Origin of the sequence: Empedobacter sp. UBA5987 (assembly GCF_002429865.1) — a bacterium.
In the GTDB taxonomy this organism is placed as follows: Bacteria; Bacteroidota; Bacteroidia; order Flavobacteriales; family Weeksellaceae; genus Empedobacter; species Empedobacter falsenii_B.
The window spans coordinates 25,418-44,237 of the sequence record NZ_DJBB01000072.1 but is presented as its reverse complement, the minus strand read 5'-3'; the positions used below and the strand labels follow the sequence as shown (position 1 = coordinate 44,237).

The window sequence follows — 18,820 nt, the reverse complement described above, 5'->3', positions numbered from 1 at the left end:
TAATACAAATGCACTACGGGTTGTCTTTTATAAAGAAGTAATTTAGCAATCTAAATATTTTGAGTAATTACTATCTCTAAATAAATCGAAATGGAGGAGAAAATTATAGCTTTTTTATTGAACAAGAAATTGAAATTGGTTAGGCAAATCATTTTTCTACTATTTTTCTTCATTTTCTTGTATTGCTCAGGATTTTACATCAGATTTCCCAAAGAAGACCGTATTTATTGGTTTGTTAGCGTGTACACTTTTTTTGTCATCATGTTTTACATCAACACCTATTATTTGGTTCCTAAATTTTTGGACAGAAAATACCTGACCTATTTCTCGCTTTTAATCTGTTTAGTTATTGTAACCCTAAGTATCGTGCTTTTAACGAATCGATATATCCTACATTTAAATACTCCAAAAGGTGAATTCTTTATGCTACAGCCAATCTATGGAATTTTTACTTCGATTAGTTTTATCATGATTACAACAACAACAAGATTAGCGCAGAATTGGATTATTGATAAAGAGAAGATTATCGAACTAGAAAAACTAACGCATAAAATGGAATTAGCGGAATTAAAAAATCAAATTAATCCCCATTTTTTATTCAATAATTTGAACAGTGTAAAAGCACTTATCCAAAAAAATCCAGAAGAAGCTGTGAATACAGTTGTGAAGTTGTCTGAATTTCTGCGTTTTCAGTTGTATGAAAATCGAAACAATAAAAACAATTTGTGTCAAGAGATTTTATTTCTTACCAATTATTTGGAATTAGAGCAAAAAAGGCGGGACGATTTTACAGTAAAAATCAACAATACAATTAATTCGGAATCACTTAACCGACGTTTAATTCCTTCAAACTTATTTACCGTTTTTATCGAAAATGCAGTTAAACATAGTGTCGATGTTAATGATAATGCGTCTTATATCAATATTAATTTTAGCATAACAAATCTTATGTTGCATTTTGAATGTAGCAATTCTATCTGTCCAGATTTTAAAATTTCTGATACAAAAAATAAAGGAATCGGGCTTACGAATATCAAAAGAAGATTAGAGCTTTTGTACGGCGACAGCTACGAGTTGAAACTAAAAAAGAAAGAAAAAGAATTTGTTGTCACTTTAAATCTGCCTTTATGAAATGTATTATAATTGATGATGAACCTCTTGCGCGTGAGGAATTATCGGAGGAACTAAATGGTTTTGAATCTATTGAAATTATTGGAAGTTTTGGTAATGCAACCAAAGCGCTTGATTTTACTAAAAATAATCACGTCGATTTAGTTTTTTTGGATATTGAGATGCCATCCATAAATGGTCTCGAACTCGCAAAACAATTGCCTACGATTACATTATTTATTTTTACGACGGCTTATCCACAGTTTGCGATTGATGGCTACGAGTTAGATGCGATAGATTATTTATTGAAACCTATTTCGCAAGAACGGCTAAAAAAAGCGATTTCAAAAGCAGAATTATTGCATCAATTATTATCAGATAACACCATAAAATCAACAATTGAATCAAATTCAGAGCAGTTTATGTTTATCAAAGCAGACCGAAGATTTCATAAACTAAATTTTGAGGATATTACGCATATCGAAGCGTTGAAAGATTATGTTATTATTTATACAGACAAGCAAAAGTTGATAACGGCTATGAATCTAAAAACGATACATACAAAACTTCCAAATACAAGCTTTTACAGAGTAAGCAAATCATATATTGTAAACAAGAATCATATCACTTCTTTTGATTATAACACGTTGTACATCGATGATGTTGCGATTGCAATAGGTTCTACTTATCGTAAATTATTTTTTGATAATTATGGCGAAGGTTATATAAAAATGGAGGATTAAAAAATGTCTTTCTTTATTCAATATGAGTTTTGAATATTCTGTATTTTAATTATTAAATCATTGTTGTTAGATATACTCCCCTATATCAAAATCATCAAGACTTTTCTTTAAAATAAAAGAATTGCATTCTGATTTATCAGAAGCCATGCTGCAAGGCTAACTTCAAGTACATTTAGGTTATTCCAAAAAATGAGAAAAGTAATAATCCAAATGCACGTAATGGTACAACTTCAAAACGTTTAAAAGCTAATATGGAGAATCTACGATAGATGTTCCACAAGATCATAAAGAGAGCTATGAGCCAATTATTGTTCCTAAACATCAATCCAAATATGATTCATATTAGTATTCATCAAATATAATAAATTATGAAAATAAAACTGAAGCATAAAAAAAAAGACGTTATGCAAAAAATATGCATAAACGTCTTTTAACTTGTTGATCATCAATTAATCTTGAGGTTCCTAGCGGATTCGAACCGCTGTGGACGGTTTTGCAGACCGCTACCTAGCCTCTCGGTCAAGGAACCATTCCCGTTGTTTTGGATTGCAAATATAGCAATAATTTCAGAAAAAAAAAGTTTAATACGATTTTTCTAAAATAACACTCACTTTTTCTACATGCCCACCAATAGGAGGATTCAGCTTTGATAATTTTACTTTTGCATACGTGACATTCGTAAGTTCTTGACCTATACGATCTAACACTCTTTTGCAAACATGTTCCAAAAGTTTTGAACGAATACCTACTTCTTCCTTCACAATTTTATTTAACGAAACATAATCCAAAGCATCAACCAATTCATCCGATTCTGTTGCTTTCGTAAAGTCTGCATGCGCTTCCAAATCAACCAAATAATCAGAACCAATACGTGCTTCTTCGTCTAAACATCCGTGATTCGAATATATTTTTATATTTTCTAAAATTATTACACCCATAGTCCAAAGATAAAAAAAGACTTGCGTATTTCTACACAAGTCTTGTATTGTTTAATTTTTTAAACCTTATTATTTAGCAGATGCAAATCTTTCCGCAACTTTATCCCAGTTAATTACAGAGAAGAAAGCCTCGATATAATCAGGACGACGGTTTTGGTAATTTAAGTAATAAGCATGTTCCCAAACATCTAATCCTAAAACTGGAAATCCTTGTACATCAGCAACAGGCATCAAAGTAGAATCTTGATTTGGAGTTGATGTTACAACTAATTTTCCATCTTTTACGATTAACCAAGCCCATCCAGAACCAAAGCGTGTTGCAGCAGCTTTAGAAAACTCATCTTTGAAAGCTTCAAAAGATCCAAAAGCAGCGTTAATTGCATCAGCAACTTCTGCAGTTGGTTGATTAGCACCACCTGGAGTTAAAATTTCCCAGAATAAATTGTGATTATAGAAACCACCACCATTGTTACGAACAGCTGGTTTGTCAGTTCCTTTTGCTAAAATTTCTTCGATTGTAGCATTTGCTAAATCAGTTCCTTCAATAGCAGCATTCAAGTTATTTGTGTACGCAGCATGGTGTTTGTCATGGTGAATTTCCATTGTTTTTGCGTCAATATGAGGTTCTAATGCATCAAATGCATAAGGTAATTTTGCTAATTCAAAAGCCATAATATTTATTTTTTAGATTTAATTTTCTTGTATAAAGATACACAATAACTCAACAAATATGATTCCGAAATGATAGAATTTTAACATTATTTAATAGTAAAAGCTTATTTTAGTAAAAGATTCTAAATTTTTGAAATGAAAATACTTTGGAAAATAATAAAATGGTTCATCATAATCATTTGTGTATTAATCCTAATTCTTTATGCAACAGGGAATGACTACATTTTTCGTGGCGTAAAATTAACCTATATGAAAGGTGAAAGCACTGCAAATATCAACGATTACAAAGATTTTGATAACAATGTAATTTTGGCAGGTGCACCGCGAGTTTGGCATCAACATTTAGATTATAATCAATTTCCGTTGTCAGCTAATTTCGAAAAGGAGATGAACGATTTCGGAACTGCTGGGTTAGTTATTATAAAAGATAATCAAATTTTGAGCGAATATTATTTCAATGGATATGCGCAAAATGATATTACCAATTCTTTTTCGATGGCGAAAACATTCACGACAATGATGTTAGGAAAAGCGATTGAACAAGGTTATATCAAAGGTTTAGATCAAAAAATAACAGATTTTATTCCCGAATTTAAAAACGATAAATTTGGAGCTGAATGCACCGTTGGTGATTTATCTGCGATGACTTCTGGTTATGATTGGGACGAAGATTATTATTTTCCTCTAAATCCTACTGCAAAAGCATATTATGGCGATGATATCGTTAAACAAATGTTAGCTCGAAAATTTGTTTCTCAACCAGGAGGCCATTTCAAATATCAATCGAGTGACACACAATTATTAGGAATTGTGATTGAACGCGCGTTAAAAAATAAATCGTTATCACAATATTTTCAAGAAGAATTTTGGCAACCAATGGGTATGGAATTAGATGCGCAATGGTCGAAAGATAATCCGAAAGGAATGGAGAAAACCTATTGTTGCTTCAATGCAACAGCGCGAGATTTTGCCAAACTTGGACAATTATTATTGAATGATGGAAATTGGTACGGTAAACAAATTTTAGATTCAGCATTTGTTCAGAAAATGGTTTTACCAAACAAAAAAGCATTCGGACCAAATGAGCCACAAATTTATGGTTATTCAGTTTGGATGGATTACAATTACAAAACGCCTTTTTATGCAATGTTAGGACATTTGGGACAACGTATCATTGTAATTCCTTCAGAAAAATTAGTTATTGTTCGAACTGGAAAAACGCATAATGATCAACCAAACAATCATCCAATTGCAGATGGCGATGTTTACCGATTGGTAGACGAAGCAATGCGAATTAATCAAAAAGTGAAAGAAAATGATCCAACGAATTCCTTACAGTAAAATATTATTTTTAGATATCGAAACGGTTCCACAAACCGATGATTGGAATCTTTTGTCTGAAAGAACACAAGCTCTTTGGGAAAAGAAAACAGCTTATCAACGCAATAATAATGAAATTTCTCCTGAAGAATTTTATCACGAACGTGCTGGAATCATGGCTGAATTTGGAAAAATTGTATGCATTTCAGTCGGAATTGTAGTTAAAGATTCTTTTATTCATATCAAAAGTTTTTATGGTCACGACGAAAAGAAATTGTTAGAAGATTTTAATTCAATGTTGATTGAAAATTTTTTCAAGCCTGATCATATTTTATGTGCACACAACGGAAAAGAGTTTGATTTTCCGTACATCGCTCGCCGAATGATGATTAATCAAATTGAAATTCCAGCTATTTTGCAATTATTTGGTAAAAAGCCATGGGAAGTTCAGCATTTGGATACAATGGAATTATGGAAATTTGGCGATTACAAGAACTTTACATCGTTAGATTTATTGGCAAATGTTTTCGAAATTCCAACACCAAAAGATGATATCGATGGTTCACAAGTTGCACGAGTTTATTACGATGAAAACAATGTAGAACGCATCAAAGATTATTGTGAAAAAGATGTTGTAACCTTGATTAATGTTTTCCGAAAAATGCGCTACGATCAACCTTTACAACGAAAAGAAGATTTATAAAAACGAAAAAATCCGCTAATGAGCGGATTTTTTATTCTATATTTTCTAATGATTAATTTTCATCATCTTCGGCTGAATCTGGTTCATCGCGAAAGTTTTCAATCAATTCATCTTTCACTTTCAATTGAACTTGCTCAACAGAATTTCGGTACATTTTGATAATTGTTCCTGTATATTCTTCCAAATCAATCAAATCTCCTTCCGTTAATTCTTTATCAGGATAACATTCAGAAATCAATCCAGCCAACGTATCATAATGTTCACTTTCTTCGAATCTAAACGGTACTAAACGATTAATATCGCTTATCGCGTTGTGTGCATTTATATTATAAACACCTTCAGAAACACGAGAAACTATCGGATCTTCGTTATCATATTCGTCTTGAATTTCTCCAACCAACTCCTCCAAAATATCTTCCATCGAAACAATTCCTGCAACTTCACCAACTTCATTTGTTACAATTGCAATTTGCATATGTTTTTTCTGAAATTGTTTCATTACATTCTTAATCAATGCATTTTCTGAGATAAAAATTGGCTCTCGCAACAATCCTTCAATTTCAGTTTGATTTGGATTTTCCAATAATTGCTTGATTAAATCCTTAGCGTAAATGATACCTTTTATATTATCAAATTCTTCTTCGTAAACAGGATAACGCGAATAACCTTCATTAATCGCATAATCTAACGCATCTTTTACAGAAGTATTAATATTAATTGCAGAAACATTTTTACGTAATGTTTGAATATTCATCACTCGACGATCATCAAACTCAAACACATTTTGAATTAAATTACGCTCAGATTCTTCAATTGCTCCACCTTCAGAACTTTCTGTAATAATCATTTTCAACTCTTCTTCTGTGTGAATTTCACCTCCATGAATAGGATGAATTCCAATCGCACGAAGAATTACATTTGCCAAACCATTCATTAAAACAATAAGAGGTTTGAAAACAAAATAAAATGCACGAAGAGGCCAAGCTACTGTAAAAGTAGTTTTTGTTGGATACTGAATCGCAATAGATTTCGGTGCTAATTCACCAAAAACAATGTGCAAAATAGTAATGATAACGAAAGCTGCTGGAAACGCAACATTATGCGCAATCGCTGTCCAAGAAGGAGAAGTTAAACCAACTACTTCAAAAAGTTTTACGATTACAGGTGTTAAAGAGCTTTCTCCAACCCAACCAAGACCAAGCGAAGCTAATGTAATACCTAATTGTGTTGCGGCAAGATAAGAATCTAAATGATTAACGATTCGTTTTGCAGCATTTGAAGTTCTTTCGTTAATATCTTGATTAACTTCAATTTGTGACGAACGTACTTTTACAATTGCAAACTCGGCTGCAACGAAAAAACCATTTAATAAAACAAGGAAAATTGTAAGCAAAAGTTTTGCTACAGAAATTTCATCGGCGACATTGTGATTAGCGACTAAAAACAATGTCGAAATCTGGGAGTATGTATCCATTCTTCGAATTTAAAAAACTGACTTGTTATAAGTTTTTATAAGCCAGTAAATCAATACATCTAAATTAATAAAAAAAAATAAAAATCACAACGTTTTGATTCGTAGCAAAATTACAAAATTTATAAATACAAAATCTTAGAAATTATTGATTCGAGAAAATGATTAAAAAATCACTAAATTTCCACTTCATTTATCAAGCAACAATTTGCCATGCAAAAGCAAGATTTACATTATATTATCGAGATCAAAAAATTATCGATTTCTTTTGGAGATAAACAAGTTTTGAATAACATCAATTTCAAAGTAGAACAAGGTGATACATTAGGAATTGTTGGAGAATCCGGCTCTGGAAAGTCATTAACTTCATTGGCAATTATGGGTTTATTGTCTCCTAATGTGACAATTCATCCCGAAAGTGAAATTCTTTTTCGTCAAGATGATAAAATGATCGATTTGCTTAAACTTTCGCCTAAAGAACTGGAGGAAATAAGAGGAAATGAAATCGGAATGATTTTTCAAGAACCAATGACTTCTCTAAATCCAAGTTTACGTTGCGGGGAACAAGTGGAAGAAGAGATTCGTTTGCATCAAAATTTATCGAAAGAAGAAGCTAAAAAGAAAGTTCTTCATCTTTTTGAACAAGTAAAATTACCAAATCCCGAACGTATTTATAAAGCCTATCCGCACGAATTATCTGGTGGACAAAAGCAACGTGTAATGATTGCAATGGCGATTTCTTGCGAGCCGAAATTATTGATTGCTGACGAACCAACAACAGCTTTGGACGTTACGGTACAAAAAGCAACGTTAGATTTATTGAAAGAATTACAAGAAAAAAATAACATGAGCATGTTGTTTATTTCTCACGATTTGGGCGTAATTGCAAATGTTTGCGAAGAAGTTTTGGTGATGTTTCGTGGTGATGTTGTAGAACAAGGAAATGTGGAAACTATTTTTAATCATCCGAAAGAAAATTATACAAAAGGTTTAATTGCTTGTCGACCTCGATTGGATGAACGCGCAAAACGTTTACCTACGGTGAAAGATTTCTTAGAAAATCCAAATTTCAAAACTGAAATCTATACAGAAGAGGAACGAGAAGCTTTTCACGAAAAAATTTATGTAAATCCTCCAATTTTAGAGGTTAAGAACTTGAAGAAATATTTCTATCCTTCGACTCTATTTGGAAACGCTACAATCCCGAATGTAAAAGCTGTCGATGATATTTCATTCAAAGTATATCCAGGTGAAACAATGGGCTTGGTTGGCGAATCGGGTTCTGGAAAAACAACCTTGAGTAGAACGGTTTTGTTATTAGAAAAATCAACTGCCGGCGAAATTTATTATAATGGTATAGATATTACGAAACTAAAAAAAGAGCAAATTCGTAAATTAAGAAGAGAAATTCAGATTATTTTCCAAGATCCATATTCAAGTTTAAATCCTCGCCAAACCATTGCGCAAATTATTACAGAACCAATGCAAGTGCATAATATTGGTCTGAATAAAGCTGAGCGATTAAAAACGGCTTCATCTCTTTTACAAAAAGTGGGTTTATCAGATCAAGATTTGAACAAATATCCGCACGAATTCTCTGGTGGGCAACGTCAACGTATCGGGATTGCTCGTGCTTTGGCTTTAAATCCTAAATTTATCATTTGTGATGAATCTGTTTCTGCGTTGGATGTTTCTGTTCAGGCACAAGTTTTGAATTTATTAAATGATTTGAAAACAGAATTTGGATTTACCTATATATTTATCTCGCACGATTTGGCGGTTGTAAAATATATGAGCGATCAATTATTGGTGATGCAACACGGAGAAATGAAAGAATTGAACGATGCAGACAAGGTTTATGCGCATCCGACAACAAACTATACCAAAGAATTGATAGAAGCTATTCCAAAGCTATAAAAGGATCTTTTATAAAAGCAAAAAGCGTTTGAAGTTTATTTCCTCAAACGCTTTTTTATTGATCGCAATAAATCAATATAAACTAAACTATTTCAAAATAAAAAAAGCATCCAAATCTGAATGCTTTTTAGTAGTCCCTAGGGGAATCGAACCCCTCTTTCTAGAATGAAAATCTAGTGTCCTAACCGATAGACGAAGGGACCTCCTTTCGTATTATTGTGGTGCAAAAATAAACGTTTATTTTTTATTACCAAACAATTTTCGAAAAATTTATACTATTTTTTTTAATCAAGTCAAATTGTAGTCCCTAGGGGAATCGAACCCCTCTTTCTAGAATGAAAATCTAGTGTCCTAACCGATAGACGAAGGGACCACTTAATATGAATTAATTAATTCGAATATTATTTATTTTGAATGAACGTCATTTTGTGTTGGGAGTTGTAGAAAAGTCGATGTATAATTCTAATAATTTGAACCAAGTTGAATTATACAGCGACATTTTCATTCCCGATTAATCATCTAAACATTATGATTAACCTTTACAAACAAAACACAAAAAACAATTTCCTTTACACAGTATTCTACTGGTTGTTTAAAAAATCAACAACTATGAACAAGGAAAAAAAAGATTGCAATAATGCAATCCATCTATTAATTTGTAGTCCCTAGGGGAATCGAACCCCTCTTTCTAGAATGAAAATCTAGTGTCCTAACCGATAGACGAAGGGACCACTTTTATTTTATTAAGCTAATCCCGCAATATGTTTCGCTAACTTTGATTTTAAGTTTGAAGCTTTATTCTTGTGAATAATGTTTCTTTTTGCTAACTTATCAATCATTGAAGAAACTTTCGGAAAAACTGTTTCTGCTTCATTTTTATCAGACTCAGATCTTAAAGCTTTAATAGCTGTACGAGCTGATTTGTGATAATATTTATTACGATCGCGTCTTACCGCTGACTGTCTAATTCTTTTTAATGCTGACTTATGATTTGCCATAACTTAAATCTCTTTCTATTTTAGTTCGGCAAAGATATAAACAAATATTTTATCTCGCCAAATTAATTTAATAATTTTCTAAAACACTTTTATGTAGCCCATAGGAGAATCGAACTCCTGTTTCCAGGATGAAAACCTGATGTCCTAACCACTAGACGAATGGGCCGCATGACGGCTTAACCACTTGTTGTGAAAAGCGAGTGCAAATGTAGAACAATTTTTTGGACTTCCAAATATATTTAAAAGTTTTTTTGAATATGTTTTTGTTAAAAAATGTTAAGGAAGTTAATATTTTGTCAAAACAACTCTTATATATAATGAGTTATAATTTTAACAATTACTTTAGCGGTGCTATTAAAATTTATACAAACGAATACTCAATATATGAAAGCATCGATATTAGGTGTAGCTGCAGTGGTTTGCACGATGTTTATTACATCATGTTCATCTTTAACCCCAGTTAGTGAAGCTACAGAATATTCTTCGAGAAGTTTCGTACCGAAACCAAGAGCTATTGAAGCTCAAGCTAAAATAATCAATAAACATGCCAATTTAGATGTTACACCAATAGAAATTAACGATGAAGCGAAATCTATGGTTGTGTTAAACAGCGTTTTAGAAGAAACGAATGAATTGTTTGCAGGGTTTTTATTAAAAGAAGCAGAAACGTATATTGGTACACCTTACCGATACGGAGGCACAACAAGAAGTGGTATTGATTGTTCTGCCTTTGTTAGAAACGTTTTCGAAACTTTCAATAAAAATTTACCTCGTGTATCTGCTGATCAGGCAAGAGAAGGCTTTACAGTTAGTACAGACGAAGCAAAAGAAGGAGATTTAGTTTTCTTTGCAACAAGAGGTCGTGGTAGAGTTTCGCATGTAGGAATTGTTCATGGAAGAAATAAAGATGGAGTTTTAGAATTTATTCATTCATCTACTTCTCAAGGTGTTATGGTATCTTCTTTGAATGATAGATATTGGGGACCAAAATTCTTATACGTAAAAAGAATATTATAATAATAGTATAATTTCATTATCATAAAAAAAAGCATCAAGATTACTTGATGCTTTTTTTGTCTTATTTTTTATTTTCGATGTTCTCTCAAAATCATCACAAACAATACAATTAATGGAACAATCATTCCTAAAATATAATATGTATTGATTTGTAAAATAGTTGGGTAAAATAATATTGCAGATAATAATCCCACAATTGCTCCACCTAAATGCGCTGAATGTCCGATGTTCCCTAAATTAGTTTTCATTCCATAAACTGAATATCCTAAATATAAGATCCCGAAAATCCAGGCTGGAATTGGTAAAGCAAAAAATAATCTTAATTCCATTTCAGGAAAAGCTGCAATTGCAGCGAATAAAACCCCTGTCACTCCACCAGAAGCTCCTACTGCCGAATAAAAAGTTTCTTTCTTGTGAATCAACAACGACAAAATATTTCCGCCAATAACCGCTACAAAAAAAACTAAAAGAAACATTCCGTAACCTACATTTAGTTTAGCATTCGAAAAGTCTCCTAATAAAAATCCTTCTGGACTTGCAAAAAAACCGATAACAGGATTCGCAAAAAAGTAAAGAGTTAACATATTGAATAACAAATGAGTAAAATCAACATGTAAAAATCCTGAACTTAAAATTCTATAGTATTCCTTATTATATAATATCGACCCAACTTGGAATTTATATTTTTCAAAAAAAGCTAAATCGTTAAAACCTTTCCAACTTACCAAAACATTTAGTCCAATAACGACTAATGCCACAATAGAGATGTCTCCCATTATTCTTCTATATTTTCTTCTTCATTATTATTCTCCTCGATTGCATCAAATAGCGTCGGCTGCGGCTCTTCTTCTGGTTCTTCCTCTTCTTCTGGCTCTTCGAAAGGAAGCGGTTCCAACACATTAATTTGTTTTAATTTATACGTTGTCAACTGATTTCCTTGCGCTTTAATTCCTTTAACAGTAATAAATTCTTCTAAATTTATCACTTCTGGTTCTTTTTCTAAACCTTTTACTTTCGGGAAAATCAACTCAATAACTGGTAAGTAATCGGTCGAAACAACTTTGATTGATGATTTACCATCTTCTAACGTATAAAAAGCTTGTGGAGAAAACGTATCTTCTAAAAGGAAACGTTTCACAAAATAACGATCTTTTTCTGCATCATAATACACGCAAGAAATCGGTTTTGCAGGTTTCCATTTCTCGATAATCTCTAAATCTTCGTCAAAACGATTACTCAAATCAAACGAAACCAATTTCGCTTCACCTTTTTTATTAATCGTTAAAATTTTATCATCACCTTTGAAAGAACCTAATAAAAGTCCCAATCCATCAGCATTTAGACGTTTTGTATCCGTATCAAACCAAATTTGACGAGGAGCTAAAGTCGAAACTCCTTCCTCTTTCAATTCTACTTTTTTGATTGGATATTTTGTTACTAAATTACCTTTTGATGCACGACCTTTAATCGCTAAATCAGCAAAATTAATATCGAATTTTAACTTTTTGATTCGTTGATGAGTTTTCAGAATAATTGATACAACTTCGGCTTCACCATTTGGATTCGCTGAAAAATACAACACTTCCGAACCTTTGTTACCAGCCGTTAAATCGTATTCTTTGTCTCGCGTAATTCCTGTTACAGCAAAACGTTTTTGATAAGCCGGACCATTTTTACCATCGCGATAAATCAAGTTATAGATAGTACGTTTATCATTTTTGTGCCAAATTCCGACATGAATAATTCCTTTTCCAACAAACGTTTTTGCATCAACTTTTGTCACAATCATCGAACCATCATGTTTGAAAACCACAATATCATCAATATCAGAACATTCGAATAAATATTCATCTTTTTTCAATGAAGTTCCGATAAAACCTTCGTTTCTATCCACATAAAAACGTGTATTTGCAACGGCAACTTTAGTCGCATCAATCGTATCAAATGTTCTAATTTCTGTTTTACGTTCTTTTCCTTTTCCGTATTTTGTCTTTAGATTTTTGAAATAATCAATCGCGTAGTCAATCAAATTTGCTAAATGATGTTTTACATTTTCGATTTTATCTTCTAACGATTCTATGAATTGTTGCGCTTTATCTAAATCAAATTTAGAAATACGTTTGATTCGAATTTCTGTTAAACGTGTAATATCTTCTTCCGTAACTGGACGAACTAAATGCGCAATATGCGGTTTTAATCCTTTATCAATTGCAGAAATTACACCTTCCCATGTTTCTTCTTCTTCGATATCGTGATAAATTCTATTCTCGATAAAAATTCTTTCCAACGAAGAAAAATGCCATTGTTCCTGCAATTCATCTAACTCAATTTCTAATTCTTTTTTCAACAATTCAACTGTATTGTTTGTATTGTGAATTAAAATTTCAGAAACTGTTAAAAATTCAGGTGTTTGCTCATTAATCACACAAGCATTTGGCGAAACAGATATCTCACAATCCGTGAATGCATACAATGCGTCAATCGTTTTATCTGGACTACTTCCCGGAACAAGATGAATTAAAATCTCCACCTCAGCCGCTGTATTATCTTCAATCTTTTTGATCTTGATTTTACCTTTATCATTGGCTTTCAAAACCGAATCAATCAAAGATCCTGTCGTTGTTCCGTAAGGAATTTCCGTAATTTTTAGCGTCGTTTTATCTTCTTGCAAAATCTTTGCACGAATGCGCACTTTACCTCCACGCAATCCATCATTATAGTCAGAAACATCAACCAAACCAGAAGTTAAAAAATCTGGGAAAATTTGAAATTTCTTTCCTTTCAGATGTAAAATTGACGCATCAATTAACTCATTGAAATTATGCGGTAAAATCTTTGTTGACAAACCAACTGCAATTCCTTCAACTCCTTGTGCCAAAAGCAAAGGAAATTTGATTGGAAGATCGATTGGTTCTTTATTTCGACCATCATAAGAAGGTTGCCATTTTGTAGTTTTTGGATTATAGACAACTTCTAACGCAAATTTAGTCAATCGAGCTTCGATATAACGCGACGCAGCCGCTCGGTCACCAGTATAGATATTTCCCCAGTTTCCTTGCATATCGATCAACAATTCTTTTTGACCAATTTGAACCATTGCATCAGAAATCGCCATATCACCATGCGGGTGATATTTCATCGTATTTCCTACAATGTTCGCAACTTTGTTATATCGTCCGTCTTCCAACTCGCGCATTGAATGTAAAATTCTACGCTGAACTGGTTTCAAACCATCATAAATAGATGGAATTGCTCGTTCTAAAATTACATAAGAGGCATAGTCAAGAAACCATTCTTGGTACATACCAGAAACCTTCTTGATGCTCTCTTGATTGTCTTGCATCATGTTAAATAGCTACTTCTACATTGTCTTTGACTACATAATTAGACTCCACAATTTTGTCTAATTCAGTCAAAATAATATTAATATTTCGATTAGAAATAAATGCTAAACGAAATTTGACTTTTATTAAATTAGTTGGATTCTTTTTACTGTCAATATAAAAGACAATACTTTTTGAAAGAATTCCTTTCTGAAATTCGTATTTAATCAATTTATATTTCGGTAAATCGATTTTGTTTGTTTTTGAATCTAAGAAGGATAAAAATCCAACATTCTTCGTTTCAAAAGTTATGGTTTCACCTTTTGTGTCCATCGCAAAAAATTGATTTCCGCTTTTATAGCTTACATATATTAGCAACGCTATAAAAATCGTAACAACATAAGGTGGTATTATGTGATATTTGTGCGGTAAAACACCTGTATACATAATAAGGTTTAGAATGATTAAAATAACGATGGCGAGATTCAGCATTTTGAATAACTGAATCACCTTTTTATTATTTTTCTTCATAATTTAAAATAGGTTTTAGGTTAAGATTGGTTTGGTTTTTATTTAATTTTTAATAGATTCTATGGCTAAATTGTTAATAATAAATTCTTGTCTTGTTGGTGTATTTTTTCCCATGTAAAATTCTAAAAGACTTTCGATGGTTTGATCTTTTCCGATCATTACAGGCTCTAAACGAATATCTTTTCCGATAAAATGCTTGAACTCGTCTGGCGAAATTTCACCTAATCCTTTGAATCGTGTAATTTCAGGATTTTTAACTTCTTCCAACGCTTTTATACGTTCAGGCTCAGAATAACAATAACGTGTTTCCTTTTTATTTCTCACACGAAAAAGTGGCGTTTGCAAAATATACAAATGACCTTCTTTGATCAGTTCTGGGAAAAATTGCAAGAAAAATGTAATAATCAACAAGCGAATATGCATTCCATCAACGTCAGCATCAGTTGCAATTACAACGTTATTATAACGTAAATCTTCTAATCCTTCTTCGATGTTTAATGCCGCTTGTAAAAGATTAAATTCTTCGTTTTCATAAACAATTTTCTTTGTCAAACCGTATGAATTCAACGGTTTTCCTCTCAAACTAAAAACCGCTTGCGTTTCTACACTTCTACTTTTGGTAATCGATCCACTTGCCGAATCTCCCTCGGTAATAAAAATAGTTGTATCTAAACGTAATTCAGCTTTCGGATCATTATAATGTTGACGACAATCGCGCAATTTCTTGTTATGTAAACTAACTTTTTTGGCGCGATCACGCGCTAATTTTCGAATTCCAGAAAGCTCTTTTCGTTCCGTTTCTGATTGTTTAATCTTGCGTTCTAATGCTTGCGCAACTTCTGTATTTTTATGTAAAAAGTTGTCAAGATTCGTTTTGATAAAATCATTTACAAACGTGCGAACCGTTGTCATTCCTGGTCCAATTTCATTCGAACCAAGTTTAGTTTTTGTTTGCGATTCAAAAACTGGCTCAATTACTTTGATCGAAATTGCTCCAATAATTGATTTTCTAATATCCGCAGGATCATAATTTTTATTATAAAATTCGCGAACAGTTTTCACAACAGCCTCTTTAAAAGCTGTTAAATGTGTTCCTCCTTGCGTTGTATTTTGACCATTCACAAAAGAATAATACGTTTCCGAATATGATTTCGAGCTGTGCGTCATCGCAATTTCGATATCTTCTCCTTTCAAATGGATGATATCATAAATTGTTTCTTCCTCGATATTATCATTCAATAAATCTTTCAATCCGTCTTTCGAAAAGAATTCTTCTCCATTGAAAATAATTTTCAATCCTGGATTTAAGTAAACATAGTTTTTCAACATTTTGTCTACATATTCTTTTCTGAATTTAAAATTCAAGAAAATCGATTTATCTGGGATAAATGTAATTTTAGTTCCTTTTCGTAAAGATGTTTCTTTTTCATCTTCTTGATTTGCTAAAATCCCTTGCTCAAACTCTGCAATACGTGTTTTTCCATCTCGAATAGATTGCACTCGAAACGATGTTGACAACGCATTTACAGCTTTTGTACCAACACCATTTAAACCAACCGATTTTTTGAAAGCTTGTGAATCATATTTACCACCTGTATTCATCTTAGAAACGGCGTCAACCATTTTTCCAAGCGGAATTCCACGTCCATAATCACGAACCGTTACCTCATCTTCGCGCAGATTAATTTCGATTGTTTTTCCTGCACCCATCACAAATTCATCGATACAGTTATCTACAATCTCCTTCAACAAAATATAAATTCCATCATCTTGAGACGAACCATCTCCCAGCTTCCCAATATACATCCCAGGTCGCATGCGAATATGTTCGCGCCAATCAAGGGTTTTGATATTGTCTTCCGTATAATTTACTTGTTGATCTAATTCTGACATTTGAGTTGTTGAGTGTTAAACGAGTTTTACAAAAATAAGAAAAAATTTCCTAAAAATATTAAGGTTCATTGTTTTGATTTTGAGCAAAAACGACCTAATTTACCAATATGATAAAATCTAAACTACCCAATGTTTCGACAACCATTTTTTCGGTAATGAGTCAATTGGCAAATGAACATCAAGCGATTAATTTAGCGCAAGGTTTTCCTGACTTTAATGCAGATTCTGAATTAATTAGTCGTTTAAATTATTATTCAACACAAAATTACAATCAGTACGCGCCAATGACTGGCGTCGAAAAATTGCGTGTATTACTTTCAGAAAAATATTCTAATCTTTATCAATCTGATTACGATTTTCAGAATGAAATTAACATTACGAGTGGTGCAAGTCAAGCGATTTTTAATGTTGTTTCTACATTAATTCATCCAAATGATGAAGTAATTATTTTTGAACCTGCTTACGATTTATATCAACCAACGGTTGAATTATTTGGAGGAAAAATTGTTCCAATTCAGCTAAAATATCCTGAATATTCTATCGATTTTGAAGAATTGAAGAAAAAAATTAATGATAAAACGAAATTGATTATCGTTAATAATCCGAATAATCCAACTGGAAAAATTTTATCCGAAAATGATTTAAAACAATTTGAACAAATCCTAAAAGATTCAAATTGTTATTTGCTTGCAGATGAAGTTTATGAGCACATTACATTTGATGGAAAATCGCATCAAAGTTTTGCAAAATTAAAATCAGTAAAAGACAAGATTTTCATCGTAGGTTCTTTCGGAAAATTATTTCACATAACTGGTTGGAAAATCGGTTATATTTTAGCCGAAAAAGAATTGATGAAAGAGTTTAGAAAATGTCACCAATTCAATACTTTTTCTACGCATACACCATCACAATATGCAATTGCAGATTATTTAGAAAAACCTGATCATTACTTGCATTTGAATGATTTTTTTCAACAAAAAAGAGATTTATTTGTTAAAGGTTTAGCTTCAACAAATTTTGAAGTTTTGCCTTGCGAAGGAACTTATTTTGTAAGTGCAAATTATGCTAAAATAAGTGATTTATCTGATGATGAGTTTGCAAAACAGTTAACCATCAAAAATAAAGTTGCGACGATACCAATTTCAGCATTTTACCATGATAAAACAGATAACAAAGTAATTCGATTTTGTTTTGCTAAAAAGGATGAAACACTTTTAATGGCTTTAGAAAATTTGAAGAATTTGTAGAAAAATAAAACGAGCTCTATTTTAAAGCTCGTTTTATTATTTTATTATTTTACAATTTTTCTTGAAATAACATTATCTCCAGAATAAAAATTAACAATATAAATTCCTTTTGGTAAAGCGGAAATATTTGCCTCTGACTGATCAACCTCTCTAACGAGATTACCTGACATGTCAAATATTTTAATTTTTTTGACATCGTTTATTCCTGAAACTTTAACCAATCCATTATCTTGATAAACAGAAATAGTTGATTTATTAAGATCAGAAGTTGCTAATTTTTCTTGCGTGACTTTTACATCATCTAAACCAATGTATAAAATATCTGTACATTTATAATGTCTGAATACCAATTGAACATCTTGTCCAGCATATTTTGAAATATCTACATTAACTGTCTTAGCAACATCAAAATATCCAGCATCTAATGTTTCTTCAAAAGCTGCTGTTTCTGTACCAGTAAAAGTTGAATTTGCAGAAATTACATAAACCGCGTAATGTTCTTCAAAAAAACCTTCTTCATTATCTGCTGCAGAAACCTTAAAAGTCAATTCTGTTTTGTTTCCTTCAGGAATTTTAAAAACTGGACTTGTTAATGTATTATCAGGTGTTAAAGCCTCAAAAAACCATGACCAAGACCAAGCAAAAGAACCACTAAAAGAAGGAGTTTCAGCTTCTGCAGCATCTACAAACTCCCAAGTATCTTCGTCTCCATCTAATTCTCCAATCGTCCACAATGCTTGTCTTTCTGGGGTATCAAAGTTTTCTTCAAAAACGATTGTTTGTGCAAAAAGTTGAGGAGTCAAAAATAGACATCCTATAAAAAATAAATTTTTAATCATATTATTATGTGTTTAACTGTAAACTTAATAATTCAACAACAACAAACATAAAAAATTAAGAAAAAAGTAACTATTTTTAAATATTATTCAATTTTAAA

The 18,820-nt window shown here is 31.9% G+C and carries 16 protein-coding genes and 5 tRNA genes; 7 read left to right on the top strand and 14 right to left on the bottom strand.

Going from position 1 to position 18,820, the window contains the following annotated elements; translation table 11 throughout:
- Window positions 1-423 precede the first annotated feature (423 nt).
- Window positions 424-1,131 carry a sensor histidine kinase gene (locus tag B3J26_RS12825; RefSeq protein ID WP_291074756.1) on the top strand — a complete coding sequence of 236 codons (708 nt, stop codon included), beginning with the start codon at window positions 424-426 and terminating at the stop codon, window positions 1,129-1,131.
- Window positions 1,128-1,853, top strand: coding sequence for a LytR/AlgR family response regulator transcription factor (locus tag B3J26_RS12820; protein ID WP_291074755.1), 726 nt, complete (start codon window positions 1,128-1,130; stop codon window positions 1,851-1,853). The genes B3J26_RS12825 and B3J26_RS12820 overlap by 4 nt, the downstream gene beginning before the upstream one ends.
- A gap of 458 nt (window positions 1,854-2,311) precedes the next feature.
- Here the strand turns inward: B3J26_RS12820 and B3J26_RS12815 are convergent.
- The 3 genes from B3J26_RS12815 to B3J26_RS12805 all read right to left on the bottom strand — a co-directional run bounded on the left by B3J26_RS12815 (window position 2,312) and on the right by B3J26_RS12805 (window position 3,463).
- Window positions 2,312-2,382, bottom strand: a tRNA-Cys gene (locus B3J26_RS12815).
- 52 nt (window positions 2,383-2,434) lie between these two features.
- Window positions 2,435-2,791: a dihydroneopterin aldolase gene (gene folB, locus B3J26_RS12810; RefSeq protein ID WP_038334989.1), complete on the bottom strand. Its 357-nt coding sequence runs from the start codon at window positions 2,789-2,791 to the stop codon at window positions 2,435-2,437.
- A gap of 69 nt (window positions 2,792-2,860) precedes the next feature.
- Window positions 2,861-3,463, bottom strand: a complete 603-nt coding sequence (locus tag B3J26_RS12805) for a superoxide dismutase (RefSeq protein ID WP_038334988.1) — start codon at window positions 3,461-3,463, stop codon at window positions 2,861-2,863.
- A gap of 135 nt (window positions 3,464-3,598) precedes the next feature.
- Between B3J26_RS12805 and B3J26_RS12800 the strand changes: the two genes are divergently transcribed.
- Both B3J26_RS12800 and B3J26_RS12795 read left to right on the top strand, forming a co-directional pair.
- Window positions 3,599-4,804: a serine hydrolase domain-containing protein gene (locus B3J26_RS12800; protein WP_291074754.1), complete on the top strand. Its 1,206-nt coding sequence runs from the start codon at window positions 3,599-3,601 to the stop codon at window positions 4,802-4,804.
- Window positions 4,779-5,486 (top strand): 3'-5' exonuclease, encoded by a 708-nt coding sequence (locus B3J26_RS12795; protein WP_038334981.1) that lies wholly within the window; start codon window positions 4,779-4,781, stop codon window positions 5,484-5,486. Before B3J26_RS12800 ends, B3J26_RS12795 begins: the two co-directional genes overlap by 26 nt.
- 52 nt (window positions 5,487-5,538) lie before the next feature.
- On the opposite strand, the gene B3J26_RS12790 is transcribed toward B3J26_RS12795, so the two are convergent.
- Complete coding sequence (locus B3J26_RS12790) at window positions 5,539-6,960, bottom strand: hemolysin family protein (RefSeq protein WP_114998216.1); 1,422 nt, start codon at window positions 6,958-6,960, stop codon at window positions 5,539-5,541.
- Between the two features lie 192 nt (window positions 6,961-7,152).
- Between B3J26_RS12790 and B3J26_RS12785 the strand changes: the two genes are divergently transcribed.
- On the top strand, window positions 7,153-8,874 hold the full coding sequence (locus B3J26_RS12785; protein ID WP_291074757.1) for an ABC transporter ATP-binding protein: 1,722 nt from the start codon (window positions 7,153-7,155) through the stop codon (window positions 8,872-8,874).
- 131 nt (window positions 8,875-9,005) lie between these two features.
- On the opposite strand, the gene B3J26_RS12780 is transcribed toward B3J26_RS12785, so the two are convergent.
- From B3J26_RS12780 to B3J26_RS12760, 5 genes are all read right to left on the bottom strand, one after another.
- Window positions 9,006-9,077, bottom strand: a tRNA-Glu gene (locus B3J26_RS12780).
- 98 nt (window positions 9,078-9,175) lie between these two features.
- A tRNA-Glu gene (locus B3J26_RS12775) sits at window positions 9,176-9,247 on the bottom strand.
- A gap of 286 nt (window positions 9,248-9,533) precedes the next feature.
- Window positions 9,534-9,605, bottom strand: a tRNA-Glu gene (locus B3J26_RS12770).
- A gap of 12 nt (window positions 9,606-9,617) precedes the next feature.
- A complete protein-coding gene (gene rpsT / locus B3J26_RS12765) occupies window positions 9,618-9,872 on the bottom strand; it encodes a 30S ribosomal protein S20 (RefSeq protein WP_038334974.1) in 255 nt (84 codons plus the stop codon).
- 94 nt (window positions 9,873-9,966) lie between these two features.
- Window positions 9,967-10,038, bottom strand: a tRNA-Glu gene (locus B3J26_RS12760).
- A 218-nt stretch (window positions 10,039-10,256) separates the two neighbouring features.
- On the opposite strand from B3J26_RS12760, the gene B3J26_RS12755 reads away from it, so the two are divergent.
- Entirely contained in the window at window positions 10,257-10,889 is a 633-nt protein-coding gene (locus B3J26_RS12755) for a C40 family peptidase (protein ID WP_038334971.1), read from the top strand.
- Window positions 10,890-10,957: 68 nt separating this feature from the next.
- Here B3J26_RS12755 and B3J26_RS12750 read toward each other — a convergent pair whose 3' ends face one another.
- Genes B3J26_RS12750 through B3J26_RS12735 form a run of 4 tightly spaced genes read right to left on the bottom strand, consistent with a single transcriptional unit; the run spans window position 10,958 to window position 16,636 of the window.
- The gene (locus B3J26_RS12750; protein ID WP_221854410.1) at window positions 10,958-11,665 is read right to left on the bottom strand and encodes a rhomboid family intramembrane serine protease; all 708 of its coding nucleotides are present in this window, start codon (window positions 11,663-11,665) and stop codon (window positions 10,958-10,960) included.
- Window positions 11,665-14,232: a DNA gyrase/topoisomerase IV subunit A gene (locus B3J26_RS12745; RefSeq protein ID WP_038335009.1), complete on the bottom strand. Its 2,568-nt coding sequence runs from the start codon at window positions 14,230-14,232 to the stop codon at window positions 11,665-11,667. The genes B3J26_RS12750 and B3J26_RS12745 overlap by 1 nt, the downstream gene beginning before the upstream one ends.
- A gap of 4 nt (window positions 14,233-14,236) precedes the next feature.
- A complete protein-coding gene (locus tag B3J26_RS12740) occupies window positions 14,237-14,743 on the bottom strand; it encodes a hypothetical protein (RefSeq protein ID WP_147279950.1) in 507 nt (168 codons plus the stop codon).
- Between the two features lie 42 nt (window positions 14,744-14,785).
- A complete protein-coding gene (locus B3J26_RS12735) occupies window positions 14,786-16,636 on the bottom strand; it encodes a DNA topoisomerase IV subunit B (RefSeq protein WP_114998288.1) in 1,851 nt (616 codons plus the stop codon).
- Window positions 16,637-16,743: 107 nt separating this feature from the next.
- Between B3J26_RS12735 and B3J26_RS12730 the strand changes: the two genes are divergently transcribed.
- Window positions 16,744-17,883: a methionine aminotransferase gene (locus B3J26_RS12730; protein WP_291074753.1), complete on the top strand. Its 1,140-nt coding sequence runs from the start codon at window positions 16,744-16,746 to the stop codon at window positions 17,881-17,883.
- A 44-nt stretch (window positions 17,884-17,927) separates the two neighbouring features.
- Here B3J26_RS12730 and B3J26_RS12725 read toward each other — a convergent pair whose 3' ends face one another.
- Window positions 17,928-18,722, bottom strand: coding sequence for a T9SS-dependent choice-of-anchor J family protein (locus tag B3J26_RS12725; RefSeq protein WP_291074752.1), 795 nt, complete (start codon window positions 18,720-18,722; stop codon window positions 17,928-17,930).
- Window positions 18,723-18,820 lie beyond the last annotated feature (98 nt).

What these genes read in the sequence shown, in the direction of transcription:
- B3J26_RS12820 (WP_291074755.1), top strand. Translation starts at nt 1,128, where the DNA reads ATGAAATGTATTATAATTGATGATGAACCTCTTGCGCGTGAGGAATTA.
- B3J26_RS12790 (WP_114998216.1), bottom strand. Translation starts at nt 6,960, where the DNA reads ATGGATACATACTCCCAGATTTCGACATTGTTTTTAGTCGCTAATCAC.
- folB (WP_038334989.1), bottom strand. Translation starts at nt 2,791, where the DNA reads ATGGGTGTAATAATTTTAGAAAATATAAAAATATATTCGAATCACGGA.
- B3J26_RS12825 (WP_291074756.1), top strand. Translation starts at nt 424, where the DNA reads ATGCTACAGCCAATCTATGGAATTTTTACTTCGATTAGTTTTATCATG.
- rpsT (WP_038334974.1), bottom strand. Translation starts at nt 9,872, where the DNA reads ATGGCAAATCATAAGTCAGCATTAAAAAGAATTAGACAGTCAGCGGTA.
- B3J26_RS12730 (WP_291074753.1), top strand. Translation starts at nt 16,744, where the DNA reads ATGATAAAATCTAAACTACCCAATGTTTCGACAACCATTTTTTCGGTA.
- B3J26_RS12740 (WP_147279950.1), bottom strand. Translation starts at nt 14,743, where the DNA reads ATGAAGAAAAATAATAAAAAGGTGATTCAGTTATTCAAAATGCTGAAT.
- B3J26_RS12735 (WP_114998288.1), bottom strand. Translation starts at nt 16,636, where the DNA reads ATGTCAGAATTAGATCAACAAGTAAATTATACGGAAGACAATATCAAA.
- B3J26_RS12800 (WP_291074754.1), top strand. Translation starts at nt 3,599, where the DNA reads ATGAAAATACTTTGGAAAATAATAAAATGGTTCATCATAATCATTTGT.
- B3J26_RS12725 (WP_291074752.1), bottom strand. Translation starts at nt 18,722, where the DNA reads ATGATTAAAAATTTATTTTTTATAGGATGTCTATTTTTGACTCCTCAA.
- B3J26_RS12755 (WP_038334971.1), top strand. Translation starts at nt 10,257, where the DNA reads ATGAAAGCATCGATATTAGGTGTAGCTGCAGTGGTTTGCACGATGTTT.
- B3J26_RS12805 (WP_038334988.1), bottom strand. Translation starts at nt 3,463, where the DNA reads ATGGCTTTTGAATTAGCAAAATTACCTTATGCATTTGATGCATTAGAA.
- B3J26_RS12795 (WP_038334981.1), top strand. Translation starts at nt 4,779, where the DNA reads ATGATCCAACGAATTCCTTACAGTAAAATATTATTTTTAGATATCGAA.
- B3J26_RS12745 (WP_038335009.1), bottom strand. Translation starts at nt 14,232, where the DNA reads ATGCAAGACAATCAAGAGAGCATCAAGAAGGTTTCTGGTATGTACCAA.
- B3J26_RS12750 (WP_221854410.1), bottom strand. Translation starts at nt 11,665, where the DNA reads ATGGGAGACATCTCTATTGTGGCATTAGTCGTTATTGGACTAAATGTT.